This is a genomic window from Burkholderia anthina, assembly GCF_001547525.1.
Classification (GTDB): Bacteria; Pseudomonadota; Gammaproteobacteria; order Burkholderiales; family Burkholderiaceae; genus Burkholderia; species Burkholderia semiarida.
In genome coordinates this window covers 154693-174524 of sequence record NZ_CM003769.1, presented here as the reverse complement: position 1 = coordinate 174524, position 19832 = coordinate 154693, and the positions used below count along the sequence as shown (strand labels likewise).

The 19832-nt window shown below is 68.2% G+C and carries 18 protein-coding genes; 14 read left to right on the top strand and 4 right to left on the bottom strand.

Going from position 1 to position 19832, the window contains the following annotated elements:
• Nucleotides 1-243 precede the first annotated feature (243 nt).
• From WS64_RS17115 to WS64_RS17100, 4 genes are read left to right on the top strand one after another with little or no spacing between them, the layout of a single operon-like run.
• Nucleotides 244-825: a hypothetical protein gene (locus tag WS64_RS17115; RefSeq protein ID WP_244166608.1), complete on the top strand. Its 582-nt coding sequence runs from the start codon at nucleotides 244-246 to the stop codon at nucleotides 823-825.
• A gap of 43 nt (nucleotides 826-868) precedes the next feature.
• Nucleotides 869-1414, top strand: a complete 546-nt coding sequence (locus WS64_RS17110; protein ID WP_060967082.1) for a hypothetical protein — start codon at nucleotides 869-871, stop codon at nucleotides 1412-1414.
• Nucleotides 1415-1427: 13 nt separating this feature from the next.
• Nucleotides 1428-2693: an MFS transporter gene (locus WS64_RS17105; RefSeq protein ID WP_060967471.1), complete on the top strand. Its 1266-nt coding sequence runs from the start codon at nucleotides 1428-1430 to the stop codon at nucleotides 2691-2693.
• A 37-nt stretch (nucleotides 2694-2730) separates the two neighbouring features.
• The gene (locus tag WS64_RS17100; RefSeq protein WP_060967081.1) at nucleotides 2731-3984 is read left to right on the top strand and encodes an arsenic transporter; all 1254 of its coding nucleotides are present in this window, start codon (nucleotides 2731-2733) and stop codon (nucleotides 3982-3984) included.
• 36 nt (nucleotides 3985-4020) lie between these two features.
• Here WS64_RS17100 and WS64_RS17095 read toward each other — a convergent pair whose 3' ends face one another.
• Nucleotides 4021-6126, bottom strand: a complete 2106-nt coding sequence (locus tag WS64_RS17095; protein ID WP_060967080.1) for a TonB-dependent siderophore receptor — start codon at nucleotides 6124-6126, stop codon at nucleotides 4021-4023.
• A 395-nt stretch (nucleotides 6127-6521) separates the two neighbouring features.
• On the opposite strand from WS64_RS17095, the gene WS64_RS17090 reads away from it, so the two are divergent.
• From WS64_RS17090 to WS64_RS17050, 9 genes are read left to right on the top strand one after another with little or no spacing between them, the layout of a single operon-like run.
• Entirely contained in the window at nucleotides 6522-8105 is a 1584-nt protein-coding gene (locus tag WS64_RS17090; RefSeq protein ID WP_060967079.1) for an acetolactate synthase large subunit, read from the top strand.
• Between the two features lie 49 nt (nucleotides 8106-8154).
• On the top strand, nucleotides 8155-8967 hold the full coding sequence (locus tag WS64_RS17085; protein WP_059577770.1) for an SDR family NAD(P)-dependent oxidoreductase: 813 nt from the start codon (nucleotides 8155-8157) through the stop codon (nucleotides 8965-8967).
• 15 nt (nucleotides 8968-8982) lie between these two features.
• A complete protein-coding gene (locus WS64_RS17080) occupies nucleotides 8983-10020 on the top strand; it encodes a WD40/YVTN/BNR-like repeat-containing protein (RefSeq protein WP_060967078.1) in 1038 nt (345 codons plus the stop codon).
• 12 nt (nucleotides 10021-10032) lie between these two features.
• Entirely contained in the window at nucleotides 10033-10548 is a 516-nt protein-coding gene (locus tag WS64_RS17075) for a VOC family protein (RefSeq protein WP_060967077.1), read from the top strand.
• Nucleotides 10549-10596: 48 nt separating this feature from the next.
• Nucleotides 10597-11202, top strand: a complete 606-nt coding sequence (locus WS64_RS17070; protein ID WP_059577779.1) for an amino acid synthesis family protein — start codon at nucleotides 10597-10599, stop codon at nucleotides 11200-11202.
• 27 nt (nucleotides 11203-11229) lie between these two features.
• The gene (locus tag WS64_RS17065) at nucleotides 11230-12117 is read left to right on the top strand and encodes an alpha/beta fold hydrolase (RefSeq protein ID WP_179231827.1); all 888 of its coding nucleotides are present in this window, start codon (nucleotides 11230-11232) and stop codon (nucleotides 12115-12117) included.
• Complete coding sequence (locus tag WS64_RS17060) at nucleotides 12114-13742, top strand: bifunctional 3-(3-hydroxy-phenyl)propionate/3-hydroxycinnamic acid hydroxylase (RefSeq protein ID WP_060967470.1); 1629 nt, start codon at nucleotides 12114-12116, stop codon at nucleotides 13740-13742. Before WS64_RS17065 ends, WS64_RS17060 begins: the two co-directional genes overlap by 4 nt.
• Nucleotides 13732-14064 (top strand): NIPSNAP family protein, encoded by a 333-nt coding sequence (locus tag WS64_RS17055; protein WP_060967076.1) that lies wholly within the window; start codon nucleotides 13732-13734, stop codon nucleotides 14062-14064. Before WS64_RS17060 ends, WS64_RS17055 begins: the two co-directional genes overlap by 11 nt.
• Before the next feature lie 53 nt (nucleotides 14065-14117).
• Nucleotides 14118-15605 (top strand): NAD-dependent succinate-semialdehyde dehydrogenase, encoded by a 1488-nt coding sequence (locus WS64_RS17050; protein ID WP_060967075.1) that lies wholly within the window; start codon nucleotides 14118-14120, stop codon nucleotides 15603-15605.
• A 58-nt stretch (nucleotides 15606-15663) separates the two neighbouring features.
• On the opposite strand, the gene WS64_RS17045 is transcribed toward WS64_RS17050, so the two are convergent.
• Nucleotides 15664-16392 (bottom strand): IclR family transcriptional regulator, encoded by a 729-nt coding sequence (locus WS64_RS17045; RefSeq protein WP_059577791.1) that lies wholly within the window; start codon nucleotides 16390-16392, stop codon nucleotides 15664-15666.
• 312 nt (nucleotides 16393-16704) lie between these two features.
• Between WS64_RS17045 and WS64_RS17040 the strand changes: the two genes are divergently transcribed.
• Nucleotides 16705-17760 carry a porin gene (locus WS64_RS17040; protein WP_060967074.1) on the top strand — a complete coding sequence of 352 codons (1056 nt, stop codon included), beginning with the start codon at nucleotides 16705-16707 and terminating at the stop codon, nucleotides 17758-17760.
• 57 nt (nucleotides 17761-17817) lie between these two features.
• Here the strand turns inward: WS64_RS17040 and WS64_RS17035 are convergent, their stop codons facing one another.
• Both WS64_RS17035 and WS64_RS17030 read right to left on the bottom strand, forming a co-directional pair.
• Nucleotides 17818-18966, bottom strand: coding sequence for a porin (locus tag WS64_RS17035; protein ID WP_060967073.1), 1149 nt, complete (start codon nucleotides 18964-18966; stop codon nucleotides 17818-17820).
• Nucleotides 18967-19154: 188 nt separating this feature from the next.
• Complete coding sequence (locus WS64_RS17030; RefSeq protein WP_060967072.1) at nucleotides 19155-19718, bottom strand: cytochrome b; 564 nt, start codon at nucleotides 19716-19718, stop codon at nucleotides 19155-19157.
• Nucleotides 19719-19832: the final 114 nt, after the last annotated feature.

The following is a 19832-nucleotide window of genomic DNA, read 5'->3' as shown; positions in this document are numbered from 1 at the left end:
TTGCGGATATCGATGCATCGCAACCCGTTGCCGGAACCCGTCATGAAGCCGTACCCGCCTGTCGTTCGATCGCGGCCGCGAGGCCGCGCCGCCGTTCGCCGTTCGTCTCGCATGCTCTGCGCCGCCGCGTTCGTTGCCGTCGCAACGGTCAGCGTGGCACAGGTGCCGCCGGCACCGCGCGCGCAAGATCCGGCGGGCGCCATGCCGCCTCCACCTCCGCCTCCGTCCGGGCCGCGTGCGCTTTTGCCCGTCGGGCCCGGCAACGACACCGGATCGGATGCGCTGGTTTCCGGCACGCTGTCGCGCCTGACGATCAATCCGGAAGGGGCCGTCGACGGCTTCGTGCTGACCGACGGCACGCTCGTCCGTCTGCCGCCGCATCTCGGTTCGCAACTGGCTGCGCTCGTGCGGTCGGGCGAGCGTGTCACGGTGGCCGGCGAACGGCGCTTCGACGATGAAATCCATGCACGCGTGGTCCGCAACGACGGCACCGGCGCGTCGCTGTCCGGTCAGCCGCCCGCGCCCGTCGCGCCCGTGCCTGCCATGCTGCGCGGCGTCAACCTCGCGCGCCTGAGCGTGTCCGGCGTCGTGCGCCGCGTGACGCACGCGCCGCGCGGCGAGCCGGACGGCGTGATGCTCGATGGCGGCGCGATCGTCAAGCTGACCGTGCCGGCCGCCCGGCAATTCGGCGCGCTGCTCGCGCCCGGCGAGCGCGTGGCCGCGGTCGGCTACGGCACGCGCAACGCATACGGCGAAGCGCTGCAGGCCACGGCGTTCGGCGCGCCGGGCCATGTCGTGAATCTCTATGACGATGTCGCGCGCTGAAATGCGCGGCGCCGTTCCGCAATCCATCGAAAGGAGTCCTGTCATGCACTGGATCGATCCCGCCTGCCTGCCCGAAACGCGCGGCCGCGTCACGCAGTTCCTGCTCGATCCGCACGGAGAAATCGACGGCCTGATCCTGAACGGCGACCTGCAGGTTCACGTGCCGCCGCATCTGGGCCGCGAACTGGTGCGCCATGTCGCGGTCGGCGACCGCATCCGCGTGCGGGGCGTCAAGCCGCGTCGCGCGGCGATGATCGCGGCCGTGCAACTGACCGGGCGTGGCGGCGTCGACATCGTCGACGCCGGGCCCGAGCACGCTGTCCCGAAGCCGCCGCGACCGGTTCGACGGCCGATGGAATTCAGCGGAGAAGTCGCGTTCGGGCTGTACGGCCCGAAAGGCGAGTTGAACGGCGCGTTGCTGACGAGCGGCGTCGCGTTGCGGGTGCCGCCGCATGCGGCGCAAGCATTGCACGACTACCTGCAGGCCGGCATCCATGTGCAGGCGTGGGGGCACGGCGTCGTCACGCCGCACGGCGCGACGCTCGACGTGAGCGACATTGCCGAGCTCGTCGATGCGGATGTCGCATGACGGTGCGGCGACCGTGAGACCGGCACGCGCGCTCGAGGCGCTCAACTTCTTCGTGGCCGACGTGCAGGCCGGCATCGGCCCGTTCATCGGCGTCATCCTGCTGTCGCGCGGCTGGGGCGCCGATGCGATCGGCTCGGTCATGACGCTGGCGGGGCTCGCCGCGATGGCCGCGACGCCGCTGGCCGGCGCGCTCGTCGACGCGGTGCGTGCGAAGCGGGCGCTGATCGTCGCGGCGACCGCGGCGACGGCACTCGCGTCGCTGGCGCTGATGTTCGTGCGCGGCTATCCGGCGGTGGCGGCGTCGCAGATCCTGGCGGCGGTCGGCGGCGCGGTGCTCGCGCCCGCAGTCGCGGGCGTGACGCTCGGCATCGTGCGTCGGCAGGGTTTCGATCGGCAGTTCGGGCGCAACCAGATGGCGAACCATGCCGGCAACGTCGCCGGCGCGGCGCTCGCCGGGTGGCTCGGCTGGCATGTCGGATTCGACGCGGTGTTCGCGCTCGTCGGCGTGTTCACGGTCCTTGCGATCGCGAGCACGTTGGCGATTCCCGGGCAGGCAATCGATCATGCTTGCGCACGTGGTCTCGAGCCTGATGGCCGCGCACCGGGAACGGATGCTGCGCATCCGCATGCGTTGGACGCGGCGTCGACGTCGCGCGTCGGCGGCCTGCGCACGCTCGCCGAAAACCGGCCGCTGGTACTGCTCGGCGCGTCGCTCGCGCTGTTTCATCTCGGCAACGCCGCGATGCTGCCGCTCTACGGGATGGGCGTCGTCGTCACGCATCGCAGCAACGCGAGCGCGTTCACCGCGCAGACCATCGTCATCGCGCAGTGCGTGATGATCGCGGCGGCCTGGCTCGCGCCCCGGCTGATTCGCGCGCACGGTTACTGGCGCGTGCTGCTGTTCTCGTACCTCGTGCTGCCGGTGCGCGGGGCGGTCGCCGCGGCGTGGATGAGCGAAGCGGGTGTATGGCCGGTGCAGATGCTCGACGGCATCGGCGCCGGCCTGCAAAGCGTGGTCGTGCCCGCGCTCGTCGTTCGTCTGCTGCATGGCTCCGGCCGCGTGAACGCCGGGCAGGGCGCCGTCGCGACCGCGCAGGGGATCGGCGCGGCGCTCAGCCCCGTGCTCGGCGGCGTGCTCGCGCAGCACTTCGGCTATCCGGCCGCGTTCGTCGTACTGGGCGCCGTGTCGACGGGCTCGCTCGCGCTGTGGCTCGGTCATGCGCGATCGCTGAGCGGCGTGTGCGGCAAGCCCGCCGATCTATCGGCGACATCATCGTGAAAGCGATTTCGATTTCCATGCCTGTGTCGACTTGCCCATGAATCCCGTTTCGCTTGCCTGGCTGATTTCCGCGCTCGCCACCGCGGGCGTCATCACGCGTCCGTTCGGTTGGCCCGAGGCCACGTGGGCCGTGAGCGGCGCGCTGCTGCTGGTCGTGTTGAACCTGTTGCCCGTCGCGCAGGCGCTGGACGCCGTCGCGAAAGGGGGCGACGTCTACCTGTTCCTGACGGGCATGATGCTGTTGTCCGAGGCGGCCCGTCGCGAAGGGCTGTTCGACTGGGTCGCGACGCGCGTCGTCAATCTCGCGCAGGGCTCGCCGCGGCGATTGTTCGCGCTGATCTACGGGGTCGGTGTCGTCACCACGGTGTTCCTGTCGAACGATGCGACCGCCGTCGTGCTGACGCCCGCGGTTCTTGCCGCCGCGCGCCGCGCGAAGGCCGACCCGATGCCGCTGCTGTACAGCTGCGCGCTCGTCGCCAATGCCGCGAGTTTCGTTTTGCCGATTTCGAATCCGGCGAACCTGGTGCTGTACGGCGCGCACATGCCGGCGCTCGGCGTATGGCTCGCGCATTTCGCGGCGCCGTCCGTCGCGTCGATCGCCTGTACGTTCGTGATGCTGAGGATCGTGCAGCGACGGGCGCTTGCCGGCCACTGCGAATCCGGGCTGCCGGTGCAGCCGCTGACGGGCGGCGGGCGCATCGCGCTCGTGGGCATCGCCGCAACGGCCGTCGCGCTGATGGCGGTGTCGGTCCTCGATCGCCCGCTCGGGTTGCCGACCGCGCTCGCGGGTGTCGTCACGGTCGCGTGCGTGCTGATACGGGATCGCGCGGCCGGCGTGCCGATCGTTCGCGCGATTTCATGGAGCGTGCTGCTGCTCGTCGCGGGGTTGTTCGTCGTCGTCGAGACGCTCGACCGGACCGGCGCGGTGCGCGTACTGGCGGGGCTGCTGCACGCGTTGATGCAAAGCGGCGAGCACATTGCCTCCGCCGCGGCCGGCGTCGCGGTCGCGCTCGTGTCGAACGGGGTCAACAATCTGCCTGCCGGGCTGATTGCAAGCTCGACGATCCAGGCCGCGCACAGCCCGCAAACGGTGATCGACGCGATTCTGATCGGCGTGGATCTCGGCCCGAACCTGTCGGTCACCGGATCGCTCGCGACGATCCTGTGGCTGGCGGCGATCCGGCGCGAAGGGTTGCAGGTCGGTTTCCGCGCATTTCTCGCGATCGGCGCGTGCGTGATGCCGCCTGCGTTGCTGCTCGCGCTGGGCGCGCGATTCGTGGTCGGCGGCTGACGCGCGATGCGCGTCGCGTCAGCCGTCCTGGCGGTGCTAGAACGAGTAGGCGAGCGACGCGAACAGGCTGCGCGGCGCGCCCGGCGTGACCCACAGGCTGTTGTACGAGCTGACGTACGTGGTGCGATTGAACAGGTTGTTCAGCACGACCGACGCACGCAGGTGCTTGTTGACCTGAAGATAGCCGTTGAGCTGCACGGTCGCGTAGGCCGGCAGCTCGAAGCCGTCCTGCGTGTTGGCCGTGTTGCCGGCGCGGCGCCCGACGTAGATCACGCCGGCGCCGGCGCCGGCCTTGTCCGCGAACGGCAGGGTCGTCTCGTACATCAGCAGCGCGCTGCCGCTCAGCCGCGGTACGTCGACGAGGCGCGAACCGGGCGCGAGCACGGTGTCGCGCGTGACCTCCGCGTCGACGTACGCGAGATTGGCGATGCCGCGCAAGCCGTGACCGAGGTCGCCGCTCCATTCGAATTCGATGCCGCGGCTGCGTACTTCGCCGGCCGCGCGCGAGAAGCCGGCATTCGCCGGATCGGCGGTGAGCACGTTGCGCTTGGTGACGTAGAACGCCGCGACGGTCGTGAGCGAGCGAGCGCCCGCCCATTTCGCGCCGGCTTCGTAGCCGCGGCCCTTTTCGGGATCGAACGCGCGGCCGCCGACGTCGGCGCCGTTGTTCGGCCGGAACGAATACGCGGTGTTCGCATACAGCGACAACGCCGGGGTCATTTCGTACACGACGCCGAGACGCGGGCTCAGCGCGGTCTGCAACTGGCTCGTCGTCACGCCCTTCAGGCGGTTGTCGATCGACTGGTGGAAGCGATCCCAGCGCAGGCCGGCGAGGATTTTCCAGTGCGGCCCGAACGCGAGCGTGTCCTGCGCGTAGACGCCTTGACCGTCGTCGCGCTCGAGCAGGTTGGTCGCGGTGCGCGGCGTGGGCGCGGGCTGGCCGTAGACCGGATCGAAGATGTCGATCGCATACGGTGCGGCGGCGCTCGGCGTGGAGCGCGTGACGAACTGGTCGTAGTTGAAGCGGTACGCGTCGACGCCCATCACGAGCGTATGGCCGATGCCGCCCGTGCGGAACGAGCCGGTCGTCTCGAGGCGGCCTTGCAGGTCGTTCGAATGAAACGCGACTTGCCGGTAGCGGCGCCACAGCGTGCGGCCGTCCGGCTGCAATGCGAACGCCTCGGACGAGCGCCCGGACAGGTCGGTATTGCGTTGCGCGACGCCTGCGTTGATCGACCAGGCCGAATCGATGCGATGCTCGAGCGTGAACTGGTGGCCCGTGTTGCGCACGTCGTAGTCGCCGTCGCGCGGCTCGCCGAGAAAGCGCGACGCGGGGATCACGCCGAGCTGCCCGTTGACCGCCAGCACGCCGCGATCGAGCGGCGCGCGCTGACGCGCGCTCTCGAACTCGTAGTGCACCGTCGTGTCCGCGCCGATGTCCCAGGTGAACGACGGCGAGAACAGGTAGCGTTTGCTTGACACCGTGTCGCGAAAGCTGCCGTTGTTCTCGTTCATCGCGACGAAGCGGTACGCCAGCGACTTCGTGACGGGGCCGGTCGAATCGAGCGTCTGGCGCAATGCGCCGTAGCTGCCGGCCGACACGCCGATGGTGTTCGCGCGGGCGAACTGCGGCTGCTTCGTCGTATAGCTGATGATCCCGCCCGGATCGCCTCGGCCATACAGTGCGGACGCCGGCCCCTTGAGCACTTCCATGCGCTCGAGGTTCACGGTGTCGCGCGGCACGCTCATGCCGCGATTCCACGAAAAGCCGTTGACCAGGTAGTCGGTGCCGGACGTGTTGCCGTCGCCGGCGAAGCCGCGCACCGCGTAGTTGTCCCACAGGCCGCCGAAGTTGTTCTGGCGCGAGACGCCCGCGACCCAGTCGTAAAGATCGTCGCCGCGCGTCGCGGCCACGGTCTGGATCAGCTTCGTATCGACGCTGCTGACCGCGAACGGAATCTCCATCACGTCCGCCTCGCTGCGCGTCGCGCTCGTCGATTCGCGCGTGCGGAACGGCGCCGTCGCGCGTTGCGCGGACACCTCGATGGTCGGCAGCGCCGTTTCCTGCGCGTCGGCGGCGCCCATGCCGGCCGTGCCGACGACGATGGCCATCGGTGCGGCCGCCCAGTTCCTCCTGCTCATACTCCTCCCTTTTGATGTGCTTCGCGTTCGGGCACGGCGGGCGGCCTTGCGCCGACATCTGTGTTCCAAACAGTACATTCGCGCGGCAATTTAATGCAAATGAGAGGCATTTGCAATCGTAATTTTGAGATTGAGTGAGGGAAGCAAAACGGCGCGCCCCACGGACGCGATCGATCTGATGTGTCGATTTCGTTAAATTCCGAATTGTGGGAAATAAATTGTTGGCTGATGGAGGCTGAACAGTTCGCCTGTCTTGTTACTTCCAGAATTGAACGATGTGATTCCGGGTAAACGCTGGCCTCGATGGAGTGCGAAATTGAAACTGGATTGTTTGACAAATCCCGTAATTCGGGATTACAGTAAAAACACTTCAGCCAAACCCGTCGAGCAGCCGCATGAACATTCCAGCGTTGAACAGCGATATCGAAGCAACAAGCGGGGCGAGCGTCGTGCTCACCACGGCGCGCGATGCCGGCGTCGACGTCTGTTTCGCCAATCCCGGCACGACCGAGATGCCGTTCGTCGGTGCGCTCGACACCGTGGCGGGCATGCGCTCGATCCTCGGGCTGTTCGAGGGCGTGTGCACCGGCGCCGCGGACGGCTATGGCCGCATGGCCGGCAAGCCCGCGATGACGCTGCTGCACCTCGGGCCCGGCCACGCCAACGGCATTGCCAACCTGCACAATGCGCGCCGCGCCCGCACGCCGATCCTGAACATCGTCGGCGATCACACGCGCGAGCATCTGAAGTACGACGCGCCGCTGACGTCCGACATCGAATCGCTCGCCCGTCCGGTGTCCGTGTGGTATCGCAGCGTGGCGCGCGACGCGGATCTCGCGACGGATACGGCCGACGCGATTTCGGCCGCGATGGGCGCGCGGCGCGGCGTCGCGACGCTCGTGCTGCCCGTCGATCTCCAGTCGGCCAGGGTGCGCGGCGCCGCGTGGCCCGCCGTCGTGCGCCCGGCCGCGGTGTCGTTCGATGCCGCTCGCGTCGAACAGGTTGCCGATCTGCTGCTCGGCGGCCATCGCGCCGTCCTGCTGATGGGCGCCCGCGCGCTGTCCGCGCGCGGCCAGCGTGCGGCGGCGCGCATCGCGGCGGCAACCGGTGCGACCTGCTTCAGCGAGACGTTTCCCGCTCGGGCGGAGCGCGGCGGCGGCCTGCCGGACATCGACCGCCTGCCGTATTTCCCCGAGCCGGCGCTCGCGGCGCTGGCCGGCCGGCGCGTGGTGCTGGCCGGCGCGCTCGCGCCCGTCACTTACTTCGGCTACGAAGGCATTCCGGGCGAACTCGCGCGGCCGGAGGACATCGTGACGCTGGCGGCGCCGGGCGACGCGGCGGACGACGCGCTGGAGGCGCTGGCCGATCGCATCGGCGCGGCGGCAACGAATGACGATGGCGTGCGCGTCGAGCGCTGGCGCGTGGAGGACGGGCCGCTCACACCTCAGGCCGTCGGCCGCGTGCTCGCGAATGCACTGCCCGACGATGCGATCGTGTCGATCGAGGGTGGCACGTGCGGCTACCCGTTCGTGACCGCGTCGGCACGCGCGCGCCGCCACACCATTCTCACGAACACGGGCGGCGCGATCGGCCAGGGGCTGCCGGTGGCGCTCGGCGCCGCCGTCGCGTGCCCGGCGCGCCGCGTGTTCGCGCTGCAGTCCGACGGCAGTGCGCAGTACACGATCCAGTCGCTGTGGACGATGGCGCGCGAGCGTTTGCCGATCGTGATGCTGATCGCATCGAACCGGCGCTACGGCATCCTGCAGACCGAGCTCGCGCGCAGCGGCCTGCCGGCCGACACGCCGCACGCCAGCCGCCTGACGCTGCTGGACGATCCGCCGATCGACTGGCTCGCGCTGTCGCGCGGCTATGGCGTGCCGGCCCAACGCGTGAGCGACACGCATGCGCTGGTGCAGGCGCTCGACGGCGCGCTCGCGCGCACCGACGGGCCGACGCTCGTCGAAATGCAGTTGTCCTGATCGCGTCACGCGCTCGTTTCCTCAATCCCGACTCTCACCTTTCATCGACATGGATCTGCAACTGCACGGAAAAGCCGCGTTCATCACCGGCGGCAGCATGGGCATCGGCAAGGCCGTCGCGCTCGAACTGGCGCGCGAAGGCGTCAACGTCGCGATCGCCGCGCGACGCATCGAACACCTCGAAGTCGCGGCCGCCGAGATTCGCGCGGCGCTCGCGCCGCTGGGCAGCGCGGCCGGCGCCATCGTGCCCGTCACGGTGGACACGACCGACATGGCGTCGGTCGAAGCGGCGATGGCAGCGAGCGTCGAGCGCTTCGGCCGGCTCGACATCCTGCTGAACGGCGCGGCGCACCCGGGCGGGCTCGTGCGGGCGGAGCTGGAGCATGCCGATCCGCAAGGGTTGCTGCAGGACATCGATATCAAGGTGGTCGGCTACCTGCGTTGCGCGAAGGCGGCCGCGCCGTACATGCGGCGCAACGGCTTCGGCCGGATCGTCAATATCGGCGGCCTGACCGGCCGCGGCAGCAAGCAACTGTCGGGCATGCGCAACGTGGCGATCGTGCATCTGACCAAGACGCTGTCCGACCAGCTCGGCCCGTTCGGCATCACGGTCAACACGATTCACCCGGGCGTCGTCGAAACGCCGCACATCCACGAGCTCTACGAGACGGAGGCGCGCAAGCAGGGGCTCACGGCCGCGGAGGTCGAGGCCAACTACGTGAAGGTCACGCCGATCCGCCGCGTGCTGCAGCCGGAAGAAATGGGGTGGATCGTCGCGTTTCTCGCGTCGCCGAAGTCCGGCTCGATCACCGGCGAATCGATCGGCTGCGACGGCGGGCTCACCCGCGGCATTTTTCTCTGACACGAGGAGCATTTCATGACCGCAACCGTACTGGTCGCCACCGCGGGGCAAGGCATCCTGCGCTCGAACGACGACGGCAAGACCTGGCATCGCCTCGGGCTCGCCGAACCGATCGAGTTCGACGGCATCGTGCGCTCGCTCGCGGTGGATCCCGCGACGCCGTCGCGCGTCTATGCCGGCGCCGATTCGGGGCTGTGCATCAGCGAGGATGGCGGCGCGCACTGGTTTCGGCCGGACAACCTGCTGAACGGGCAGACGGTCTGGTCCATCGCGATCGATCCGGCGAACCCGGCGGTGCTCTATGCCGGCACCGGCGCGCCGTCGCGTGCCGCGCTTTACAAGTCGAGCGACGCGGGTTTGACCTGGGCGAGAACGGCCCCCGAGCTGCCGGAGTTTTGCTCGGGCGTCAACCGTCCGCGGCTGCTGACGATCTGCGTGGATCCGGACGACAGCAACAACGTCTGGTACGGCGTGGAGGAGGGCGGCGCGTGGCGCAGCCGGGATGCCGGTGCGAGCTGGGCGCGCGTGGACGGCCCCGGCAGCGCGATCCGCAACAGCGACATTCACGCGATCGCCGTGCTGCCCGCCGCGCAAGACCGGCCGAAGACCACGGTGCTGCTGACGGTCAACGCCGTGTACGTGAGCGAGGACGACGGCCGGACCTGGGACGGCAAGCTGTCGCGCGACCGCTTCGACGGGCTGTACTACACGCGCACCGTCGTACAACTGCCGGAGCCGGACGGCGACCTGCTGATGGCGATCGGCGACGGCACGCCGGGCACCCGCAGCCGAATCTACCGCTCGGCCGATCGCGGCCACGCGTGGCGCGAGACGGACCTGCACACGCCGCCGAACTCCACGTTCTGGGCGTTCGGCGTGCATGCGGCCCGGCCGGCGCTCGTCTATGCGGGCACCAAGTATGGGCACCTGTTCCGTTCGAGCGACGGCGGCCGGAACTGGATCAAGGAATGGCGCGATTTCAGCGAGATCACGGCGGTGGCGTGGACGCCGTTCGAGGCGCCGCTGGCCGCCCACGCGCAGTCGACCCACTGAGCGGAGCGAACGATGACACCGTCCGATATCCGGCAACACGCCGAGCGCGCGAACGCGAGCGGCCTGCCGCTGCCGACGCCGCGCGTGCAGCGCACGCACCTGTCGCTGTTCGTGCGCGACCCCGACCGTTCGAGCACGTGGTACGCCGAGGTGCTCGGCATGACGGAAACCGCGCGCGGCGAGCAGTGGGTGTTCATGTCGTTCGGCCAGAAGCACCACGACATCGCGCTGATTCGCGCGGCGTCCGATGCGGAGCTCGGCACGATCGGCCTGCAGCACTACGGCCTCGAGATCGCCGGCGGGCTGACCGAATTGCGTCGCCTGTACGGGATGCTGCTTCGCCGCGGCGTGCCGATCGTCAAGATCACCGATCACAAGGTCGGGATCGGCGTGTATTTCACGGACCCCGACGGCAACCGGCTCGAATTCTTCTGCGAGACCGTCACGGACGACGAAGAGGGCAAGCGCGTGCTGCATCGATACAACGCGCCGAGCGATCCGTTCCAGCTCGAACCGCTGTTCGACTGAAGCGCCGCGTCTCAATCCGCATCATCGACGTTTTATAAAGGAATACTGATGAGCAAGACCGCCAATTTCGAAGGCTTTCATATCCGCAAGTGGTACACGCAGATCGAGGATTCGCTCGCGAACGAAACCGGCCAGCTCGCGGATGGCGAGCCGCTGCGCAAGATCGTGATCGCCGCGGCCGTTCACAACCCGTACGCGGGGCGATTCAGCGAAAACCTCGACGATCTCGTGCGCCCGTCGCCCGCGCTCGGCAAGGAATTCGCGCGACGCATCGAATCGCTCGCCGCCGGCCGCGCGATCGAGAGCTACGGCAAGGCCTGCCTGGTCGGCTCGGCCGGCGAATACGAACACGGCAACGCGTTCCTCACGTCGATCTTCGCCGAGCCGATCCGGGCGGCATTGGGCGGCGGGAAAGCGTGGGTGCCGTCGAGCGGCAAGCGCGGCCCGATCAATACGGTGATCGACGTGCCGCTCGCGCACAAGGATGCGCTCTACGTGCGCTCGCACTACGACACGGTGACGTGCCTGTTTCCCGATGCGCCCAACGACGACGAAGTGCTGGTGATCTTCGCGTTCGCGACGCGCGGCCGGCTGCATGCGCGGCTCGGCGGCCTGAAGGCGAGCGAGATCGTCGGTCGCGACGGTCTGGTCTGATCGCGCATGCCGGCCGGGGAGCACATGATGAACGCGGCATCCGCCAGGGATGGATGGATCGACAACGATGGATTGCGGCTGCACTACGTGAGCTGGGGGCGCGACGATGCGCCGGCCGTGGTGATGCTGCACGGCTTGCGCAGTTACGCGCATACCTGGGCGAGCGTCGCCGATGCGCTGGTCGACCGCTACCGGGTCGTCGCGCTCGATCAGCGCGGGCGCGGGCTGAGCGACTGGGATCCTCGGCGGGACTACTACGCGGCGGCCTACGTGCGCGATCTCGACGCGCTGGTGCGGGCGCTCGACCTGAGACGGTTCGTGCTGGCCGGGCACTCGATGGGCGGGGCCAACGCGTTCGTCTACGCGGCGGCACGACCGGAGCGGCTCGCCGGTCTCGTGATCGAGGACATGGGTCCCGGTGCGTCGGCCGGATCGCCGGGTTCCGAGCGCATCAAGCGCGAGCTGCGGGACACGCCGGACGCGTTCGCGTCGTGGGACGACGCGCGCGCGTTCTGGCGACGCCAGCGGCCGAACGTCGCGGAATCCGCGCTCGACTCGCGCCTCGCACACTCGCTGAAGGCGGACGCGCGCGGCCGGATCGTATGGCGGCACGACGCGCAAGGGATCGCGGCGGCCCGGCTGGCCGCGACACCGGCGCAACTCGTCCATCTTTGGCCGCTGATCCTCAATCTGCACGTGCCCACGTTGTTGTTGCGCGGCGGCGACTCGGATTTCCTGTCCGCGGACGTGGCGGCCGAAATGGCGGCCGCCAATGCGGAAATCGAACGGATCGACATACCCGGCGCGACGCATTACGTGCACGACGATCGGCCCGACGCATTCAATCACGCGCTGCGCACCTGGCTCGATCGTCTCGACGACGCCGCATGGCGCGCGGGAGGCGCGGGCGAATGAAAGCGAACAACCGGAACCGGACCTCGGTCGCCATCGTCGGCGCGGGGCCGAATGGTGCGGCCATGGCCAACCTGCTCGGCCTGTATGGCGTCGATACGATCGTCGTCGAACGCGAGGCGCGGATCGTCGAGTTCCCGCGTGCGGTCGGCATCGACGACGAGGCGCTGCGGCTGTTTCAGACGGCCGGTCTGGCCGACGAGCTGAGCCGCGACATCATCCAGAACGTGCCGCTGCGCATGTTCAAGGCGAACGGCGAATGTTTCGCCGACATCCGTCCGTCGATACGCGAGTTCGGCTGGTGGCGACGCAACATCTTCATGCAGCACCTGGCCGAGCGTACGCTGCGCGACGCACTGGCGCGCTATCCGCACGTGTCCCTGCGCACGGGCGAAGAGGTGGTCGGCCTGGAGCAGGACGACGAAGGCGTGACGCTTCAGGTGCGTGCCGCCGACGGGCGGCAATACGAACTCGATGCCGACTACGTGGTGGCGGCCGACGGCGGACGCAGCCCCGTGCGCGAGATGCTCGGCATCAGGCTGGCCGGTACGACGCATCCGATCAAATGGGTCGTGGTCGACGTGAAGAACGCGCAGCTCGACCAGCCGTGCACCGCGCTGAACTGCGACCCGCGACGCCCGAACGTCTGCATCTATCTGCCGTTCAACTACCGACGCTGGGAATTTCTCGTGTTTCCGCACGAGGACGAAGCGGCGATCGCGCAACCGGAGTCGATCCGCGCGCTGATCGAACCGTACGTCGACGACGTCGATCGCATCGAGATCGTGCGTGCGCGCACCTACACGCATCACTCTCGCGTGGCCGAACGTTTCGTCGCCGGACGCGTGGCGCTCATCGGCGACGCCGCGCACCTGAGCCCGCCGTGGATCGGCCAGGGGCTGAACGCGGGGCTGCGCGACGTGGGCAATCTCGCATGGAAGCTCGCGGGGGTCGTGAACGGCACGTTGCACCGGAGCGTGATCTCGACGTACGAATCGGAGCGCCGCGATCACGCGAAGGCGATGATCGATCTCGCGGACACCTTCGGCGCGATGCTGATGCCGACCAGCCGTCTGGTCGCGTTCCTGCGCGACCGGTTCCTCGGGCTCGCGCGCCATGCGCCCGGCCTGAAGGATTACGTGCTGCAGATGCGCTTCAAGCCGATGCCGAGCTATACGCACGGGATCGTGGTCACCGGCGCGTCGGACGCCGTCGGGCGCATGATCGTCCAGCCCGACGTCGAAACGGCCGACGGCGCCCGTCGCAAGCTCGACGACGTGCTCGGCCCGTGGTTTTCGATCATCGGCTGGCGATGCGATCCACAGGCGTGCCTGAGCGACGAAGATCGCGCGTTCTGGGCCGCGCTGGGCGCGAAATTCGTGCAGATCGTCCGTTCGCGCAGCGGAACGTGCCGCGAGCAGCGCATCGCGAGCGCGCACGGCAGCGAGTGCGTCGAGGACGTCGACAACGCGATGGCCGAATGGTTCGACAGGCACGCGGGGTCGCTCGTCGTCGTCCGTCCGGACCGCTACGTGGCGGCGCAGACGGATGCCGCCGGCATGGCGGGCGTGACCGCGGCGTTCCGGGCGTTTGCGGCGCGACAACGGGAGAGCGCGCATGTTTGTTGAGCAACGCACGTACACGCTGGTGCCGGGCGGCGTCGCCGAGTATCTGCGGCTGTACGCGGAATGCGGTCGCGTGCCGCAGGAGCACGCGCTCGGCACGATGGTCGGGTGTTTCGCGACGGAGATCGGACCGCTGAACCAGCTCGTCTATCTGTGGGCGTTCGATTCGCTGGACGATCGTGCCCGGCGTCGCGCGGTGCTGATGGCCGATCCCGAATTCAGGACGTTTCGCGGCAAGGTCCGGCATCTGCTCGTCCGGCAGGAAAACCAGATCCTCCGACAGGAAATCGGCGGCCTGCTGCGCGCACCGCCATCGGCCACGTGATGCGATCGTCGCGTTGTCCGGCCCATCGTGCAGTTTCTACCGAGGTATCCGTCTTGATTCCGTTTACGCCCTTGACCTCCCACATAGCGCCCGATGTGCGGCGCGATTACGCGTCGCTCCATCTGTATATCGACGGCCGGTTCCGCCAGGCCGACGGCCGGCGCACGCAGCCCGTTCTCGATCCGGGCACCGGCGACGTGCTCGGCGACCTGCCGCATGCGACGCCGGCCGATATCGACGCCGCGGTGCGCGCCGCGCATCGCGCGTTCGCGACGTGGCGCCGCGAGTCGCCGCTCGCGCGCTCGGACATCCTGCGCCGCGCGGCTGCGCTGGTGCGCGAGCGCGCCGACGCGATCGGACGTCACATCACGATGGACCAGGGCAAGCCGCTTCGCGAGGCGATCGCCGAGGTCGTGTCGTCCGCCGAGCAGCTCGAATGGCACGCGGAGGAAGGGCGTCGCACGTACGGCCGCGTCGTGCCGTCGCGCTCCCCGGACGTCGCCCAGACGGTGCTGCGCGAACCGATCGGCGTGTGCGCGGCGTTCTCGCCGTGGAATTTCCCGTTCAGCCAGGCGATGCACAAGATCGCGGCGGCGCTTGCGTCCGGGTGCACGCTGGTGCTGAAAGGGCCGGAGGAATCGCCGAGCGCGATCGTCGCGCTCGCGCGCATCTTCCACGACGCCGGATTACCAGCGGGCTGCCTGAACATCGTCTGGGGCGTGCCGGCCGACGTGTCCAGGCAACTGATCGAGTCGCCGCTCGTGCGCAAGATCTCGTTCACGGGTTCGGTGCCGGTCGGCAAGCAACTGGCGGCGCTTGCCGCGTCGCACATGAAACGCATGACCATGGAACTGGGCGGCCATGCACCGGTGCTGGTCTGTGCGGACGCCGACGTCGAACGCGCGGCGACGATGCTGGCCGCGTACAAGTTTCGCAACGCCGGGCAGGTCTGCGTATCGCCGACGCGTTTTTTCGTGCAGCGCCCGGTGTTCGACCGGTTCGTCGCTGCGTATCTCGAGGCGGTCGGCAAGATCCGCGTCGGCTACGGGCTGGAAGAGGCGACCACGATGGGGCCGCTCGCGCATGCGCGACGCGTAGCCGAGATCGACGCGTTCGTCGCCGACGCGAAGGCAAAAGGGGCGGAGATTGCCGCAGGCGGGGCGCGCCTGCCGACGGCGGGGCCGGGGCACTATTTCGCACCGACGGTCGTGCTGGGGCCGGCGCGCGACACGCGGCTGATGAACGAAGAGCCGTTCGGGCCGATCGTCGGGATCGTGCCGTTCGACGCGCTCGACGATGCGCTCGACGAAGCCAACCGCTTGCCGTTCGGCCTCGCGTCGTACGCGTTCACGACGTCGGCGCGCCATGCGCACCGGATCGGCCGTGCGCTCGAAGCCGGCATGGTCAACATCAATCACTTCGGCATGGGGCCGGCGGAGATCCCGTTCGGCGGCGTGAAGGACAGCGGCTTCGGCAGCGAGGGCGGAACGGAGACGTTCGACGGCTACCTGGTCACCAAGTTCATCACGCAGATGAACTGACCGCGCACGTGGGCGTTTCGGGTGCGGCATTGTTCGCGATGCGATGCCGCGCGAATGCTCAGGTGGCGTCGCCGATCCGTGCGGTGGCGTCGATCAGGAGCTTGCCGAGTACGTGTTCGTCGAACAACGCGAAGTGTTCGGCGCGAAAGATCAGCGACAGGCTGCTGTTGACGTCGCCGCTGCTGGCCGTGCGAATCGGTGCGGCGATGCCGACGAACCCGGCGTCGAGCTCGCCGCGCGAGATCCAGTATCCGGCCTCGACGATCTGCTGGCAGGCGCGCCAGAACTGCGTCCAGTCGGCGGCGAACTCGCCCAGCTCGGCGTTGTGCCGTTCGTGCAGGCGCTTCAGCCGCGCGCGCGACATTGCGGCGACGATCACCTTCGACGACGCGCCCTGGAACAACGGCATGATGCGGCCGCGGCCGAAGCCCAACTGCAGATTCTCGGCGCCGGTTTCATGCATCACGTTGATGATCTGCTCGTCGAACAGCGTCGAGACGAGCGCATCGCCGCCGGTGACCTGAACCAGTTTCTGGATGACGGGTTTCGCGGCGGTGAGCGTCGGGTCCGACTGCCGCATGTTGTAGTCGAGATGGATGATGCGTGGGCCGAGCGTATAGCGGCCGTTGGTGCCGACGAGCAGGCCGACGGACGCCAGTTCCTTCACGTAGCGATAGCACGTGGTGCGCGAAAAGCCCATGTGTTCGGCGATTTCCTCGGCGGTCATCGACGTCGCGGACGAAGAGAAGACGTCGAGGATGGACAGCATTTTGGTGAGGCTCGACATGACGTGATCCGGGATTCAGACGGCTTGCGGCAATGGAACGGGAAGGACGCACGCGCTGCGGGCTGCCGGGGTGCGGCACGGCATGCGCCGCCGCGGGCGACAGGCCGTAGTCTAACTTATGTCGTGCGGGCGGCGACCGGGACCATGGCGGCGAATGGGCGCGGTGCGGGCCGGCCGCGTCGGGGAGGATCGCTTCACCTTGAATGATACGGATTCCTATTTTAATGGAAGCAATCGCACCAGGTCGAGGTTGCCGCCGAGCCGGTCGGTTCGCGCGCGCATCGGCCGGGAAGTTTCGATGAGGAGAAGACGATGAAAGGGTGGTTTCGGATGATGGCTTTATGCGGCTACGGAACCGTCGCACCGACGTTGGCGCAATCGAGCGTGACGCTCTACGGTTCGCTGGACACGGGCGTGACCTATACGAGCGACGTGGCGTCCGCCCCGCATGGCGGGCGTCAGGTCGCGTTGCAGGCCGGCGTGTCGCGCAACGACGTGTGGGGCCTGACGGGCAGGGAGGATCTCGGCGGTGCCGGCTACGCGGTGTTTCGGCTCGAAAGCCAGTTCCAGACGTCAGACGGCGCGCTGACCGTGCCGGGCTCCGCGTTCAGTTCGCAAGCGTACGTCGGGCTCGGCGGCGACTGGGGGACCGTGACGCTCGGGCGGCAGTTCGATTTCGTCGGCGATCTCCTGCCGGCGTTCGCGATCGGTGCGAACACGCCGGCCGGCCTGCTCGCGTGGGGCTTGCCGGCGAACGCGTCGGCGGGCGGCGCGCTCGACAACCGTGTATGGGGCGTCCAGGTGAACAACGCGGTGAAGTACGTGAGCCCGTCGTTCGGCGGATTGTCGTTCGGCGGCATGTGGGGGTTCGGCAACGTGCCCGGGACGGTCGCGCGCGGCAGCGTGCAAAGCGCGATGCTGTCCTACGCACAGGGCGCGTTCAGTGCCGCCCTCGCTTATTTCGGCCAGCACGACGTGACCGCCGGCGGCAATCTGCGCAATTTCTCGGTCGGGGCCGGCTACAACGTCGGTCCGCTCCGTGTCTTCGGCATGGTGTCGGACGTGCGGATCAGCGCCGCCGCGCCGCTGCGGGCCACCACTTGCGACGCCGGGTTGACCTATGCCGTCACGCCGTCGTTGCAACTGGGCGGCGGGTTCCAGTACCAGCAGCGCGGCGGCGACGTCGGCTCGGCCAACCAGGTCACGTTGACCGCAGACTATTCGCTGTCGAAACGTACGGGCCTGTACGCGGTATTCGCACGCGGGCACGACGGTGCTTACGGCGCCCAGGTCGAAGCGGCGCTTGGCGGGCCGGCGTCCGGTGCGGCGCAGACGGCGGTTCGGCTCGGCGTGCGGCATCAGTTCTGACGGTTCGGGAAAGCACGGGCTGCCGCGCACGCTGCGAGCCCGTGTGGTCCGCCGGGTTCAGAAGCGATGCATCATCCCGACGCGCAACGCCAGCTGATTGCGGCCCGACGACTGCCCGGCCGTGCCGAGCACGTGTGCGTAGTCGAAGTCGGTGCCGGTATTGCCGGTTGCATGCTGATACGCGCCCTGAATGTACGTCGAGGTCCGCTTGCTGAGATCGTAGTCGAGCATCATCGATAGCTGGTGCCAGCTCGGCGACGCATCGCCCGCCGCCGTCGCGACATGTGCATGCGTGTAGGTATAGGCCGCGCCGAGCCAGACGTCCGGCCGGAAGAAATACTGGCCGTTGACCTCGAAGTTGTCGAATTTCCACGCGTGCTGCGAGCCTGCCGCCGGCTGGTTCGCGAAGTAGAGATTCGATTCCGGGTTGGTCACGTCGACATGCGAATACGCGGCGGACAGCGTCAGCTTGTCGCTGAACTTGTACGATGCACCGGCATCGATGTTCTGCTGCGAGCGGCCGCTGAAAACCGTATCGTCGCTCGACAACGCGCCGCCCGCGGTTGCGCCGCCATTGTCGGCCTTCAGGTACGCGACGGCAGCGGAAAATGCGCCCGCCTGGTACTGCACGGCGGCGCTGTACACGCGGTTCCGCGCGAAGCCGCCCGCCTGATTCGCGAGCCCGTAGAGCACTTCGCCCTTGAAGCCGCCGTACGTCGGCGACACGTACTTGATGCTGTTCTGGATGCGGTAGTCCCAGTCGGCGTTGTCGTTGTCGTACGGATGCGCGCCGAAGTCGCCGAGCCAGTTTCCGGTGGCCGTGAAAGGGCTCCACATGTCAAGCGTGGGATCGTACTGGCGGCCGAACGTCAGCGTGCCGAACCGATCGGAATCGAGCCCGACGTAGGCCTGCCTGCCGAACATCCGCGACGTGACGCCGAGCGCACCGGTGCTCGCGTCGAAACCGTTCTCGAGCTGGAACAGCGCTCTCAGCCCGCCGCCAAGGTCCTCGGTTCCTTTCAGGCCCCAGTTGCTGCCGACGGTATCGCCGCTGACCATCTGGTAAGCGTGGCTGCCACCCGCGTTGCTCGTGAAATTGACGCCCTCGTCGATCAGGCCGTACAGCGTCACCGTGCCTTGCGCATGGGCCGTCAGGCCGAAACCCATGGCGCTCGCGGCCGATACGGCCGCCATCATCTTTTTCATCGTCGATCTCTAGGTGTGGGCGGCCCACGCGGCGCGGTTTCCGACGGCGTGCGACGGCGCCGGACGCGTGCGGCGGGTCCGCTTGTCGTTAGTAAAACGAAATATTTATGGTGAAGAAGATCGGCCCGCCGCGATCGGGCGGACCGGATGCGGAAGCTCACCGGGCGCGAGGTTTCCGCGTGGCGGCGTTACAGCATTCGCCGTAGCACGTCGTTTTCCGGGTTGCGGTCGAAGAACCGGTGCTTCAGCGCGCCGAACACATGCAGCACGACGAGCGCGAGCAGCGTGTAGGCGAGCGTCCTGTGCAACCACTGGAACGCCTCGAACCAGTGGTCGTTCTTCGGCAGCAGCTCGGGTACGCGGAAAAAGAAGAACGGCACGCCGTCGCTCTGCGTAAACGTGCTCGACATCGAATAACCCATCAGCGGCACGACGATCGCCAGCGCATACAGCAGGTAGTGGCCGATCTTCGCGAGCTTGCGGTCGAGCGTCGGCAGGGTCGAAGGCAGCGGCGGCAACGGCTTCATCGAACGGATTGCCAGTTGCATGACGACCACCAGCAGCGTGAGCACGCCGAATTCCTTGTGCGTCGGGTAGTACCAGTCGAACTTGGCCGGCAGGTTGTCGTCGAGCCGGACCATCGTCCAGCCGGTCCAGAGCTGCGCGCCGATCAGGATCGCCCTGACCCAGTGCAGCAGTCGAAGCGCGAGCGGGTATTTCTCCACCGTGAATGCAACGGCCCGGTTTTCCATTTGACTTGTCTTCCTTTAAAACAAAACGGGAACAGGCGGGATGCCGATCGTCGACTTCGGCGCCCCGCGGCGATCTTCGTCGAACCGAGGCCGGACGGCGATGCGCACGGACCT

Excerpts from the sequence above, each read along its gene's own strand:
- WS64_RS17110 (WP_060967082.1), top strand. The coding sequence starts at position 869 with ATGCACTGGATCGATCCCGCCTGCCTGCCCGAAACGCGCGGCCGCGTC.
- WS64_RS17100 (WP_060967081.1), top strand. The coding sequence starts at position 2,731 with ATGAATCCCGTTTCGCTTGCCTGGCTGATTTCCGCGCTCGCCACCGCG.
- WS64_RS17095 (WP_060967080.1), bottom strand. The coding sequence starts at position 6,126 with ATGAGCAGGAGGAACTGGGCGGCCGCACCGATGGCCATCGTCGTCGGC.
- WS64_RS17090 (WP_060967079.1), top strand. The coding sequence starts at position 6,522 with ATGAACATTCCAGCGTTGAACAGCGATATCGAAGCAACAAGCGGGGCG.
- WS64_RS17085 (WP_059577770.1), top strand. The coding sequence starts at position 8,155 with ATGGATCTGCAACTGCACGGAAAAGCCGCGTTCATCACCGGCGGCAGC.
- WS64_RS17080 (WP_060967078.1), top strand. The coding sequence starts at position 8,983 with ATGACCGCAACCGTACTGGTCGCCACCGCGGGGCAAGGCATCCTGCGC.
- WS64_RS17075 (WP_060967077.1), top strand. The coding sequence starts at position 10,033 with ATGACACCGTCCGATATCCGGCAACACGCCGAGCGCGCGAACGCGAGC.
- WS64_RS17070 (WP_059577779.1), top strand. The coding sequence starts at position 10,597 with ATGAGCAAGACCGCCAATTTCGAAGGCTTTCATATCCGCAAGTGGTAC.
- WS64_RS17065 (WP_179231827.1), top strand. The coding sequence starts at position 11,230 with ATGAACGCGGCATCCGCCAGGGATGGATGGATCGACAACGATGGATTG.
- WS64_RS17060 (WP_060967470.1), top strand. The coding sequence starts at position 12,114 with ATGAAAGCGAACAACCGGAACCGGACCTCGGTCGCCATCGTCGGCGCG.
- WS64_RS17055 (WP_060967076.1), top strand. The coding sequence starts at position 13,732 with ATGTTTGTTGAGCAACGCACGTACACGCTGGTGCCGGGCGGCGTCGCC.
- WS64_RS17045 (WP_059577791.1), bottom strand. The coding sequence starts at position 16,392 with ATGTCGAGCCTCACCAAAATGCTGTCCATCCTCGACGTCTTCTCTTCG.
- WS64_RS17040 (WP_060967074.1), top strand. The coding sequence starts at position 16,705 with ATGAAAGGGTGGTTTCGGATGATGGCTTTATGCGGCTACGGAACCGTC.
- WS64_RS17035 (WP_060967073.1), bottom strand. The coding sequence starts at position 18,966 with ATGAAAAAGATGATGGCGGCCGTATCGGCCGCGAGCGCCATGGGTTTC.
- WS64_RS17030 (WP_060967072.1), bottom strand. The coding sequence starts at position 19,718 with ATGGAAAACCGGGCCGTTGCATTCACGGTGGAGAAATACCCGCTCGCG.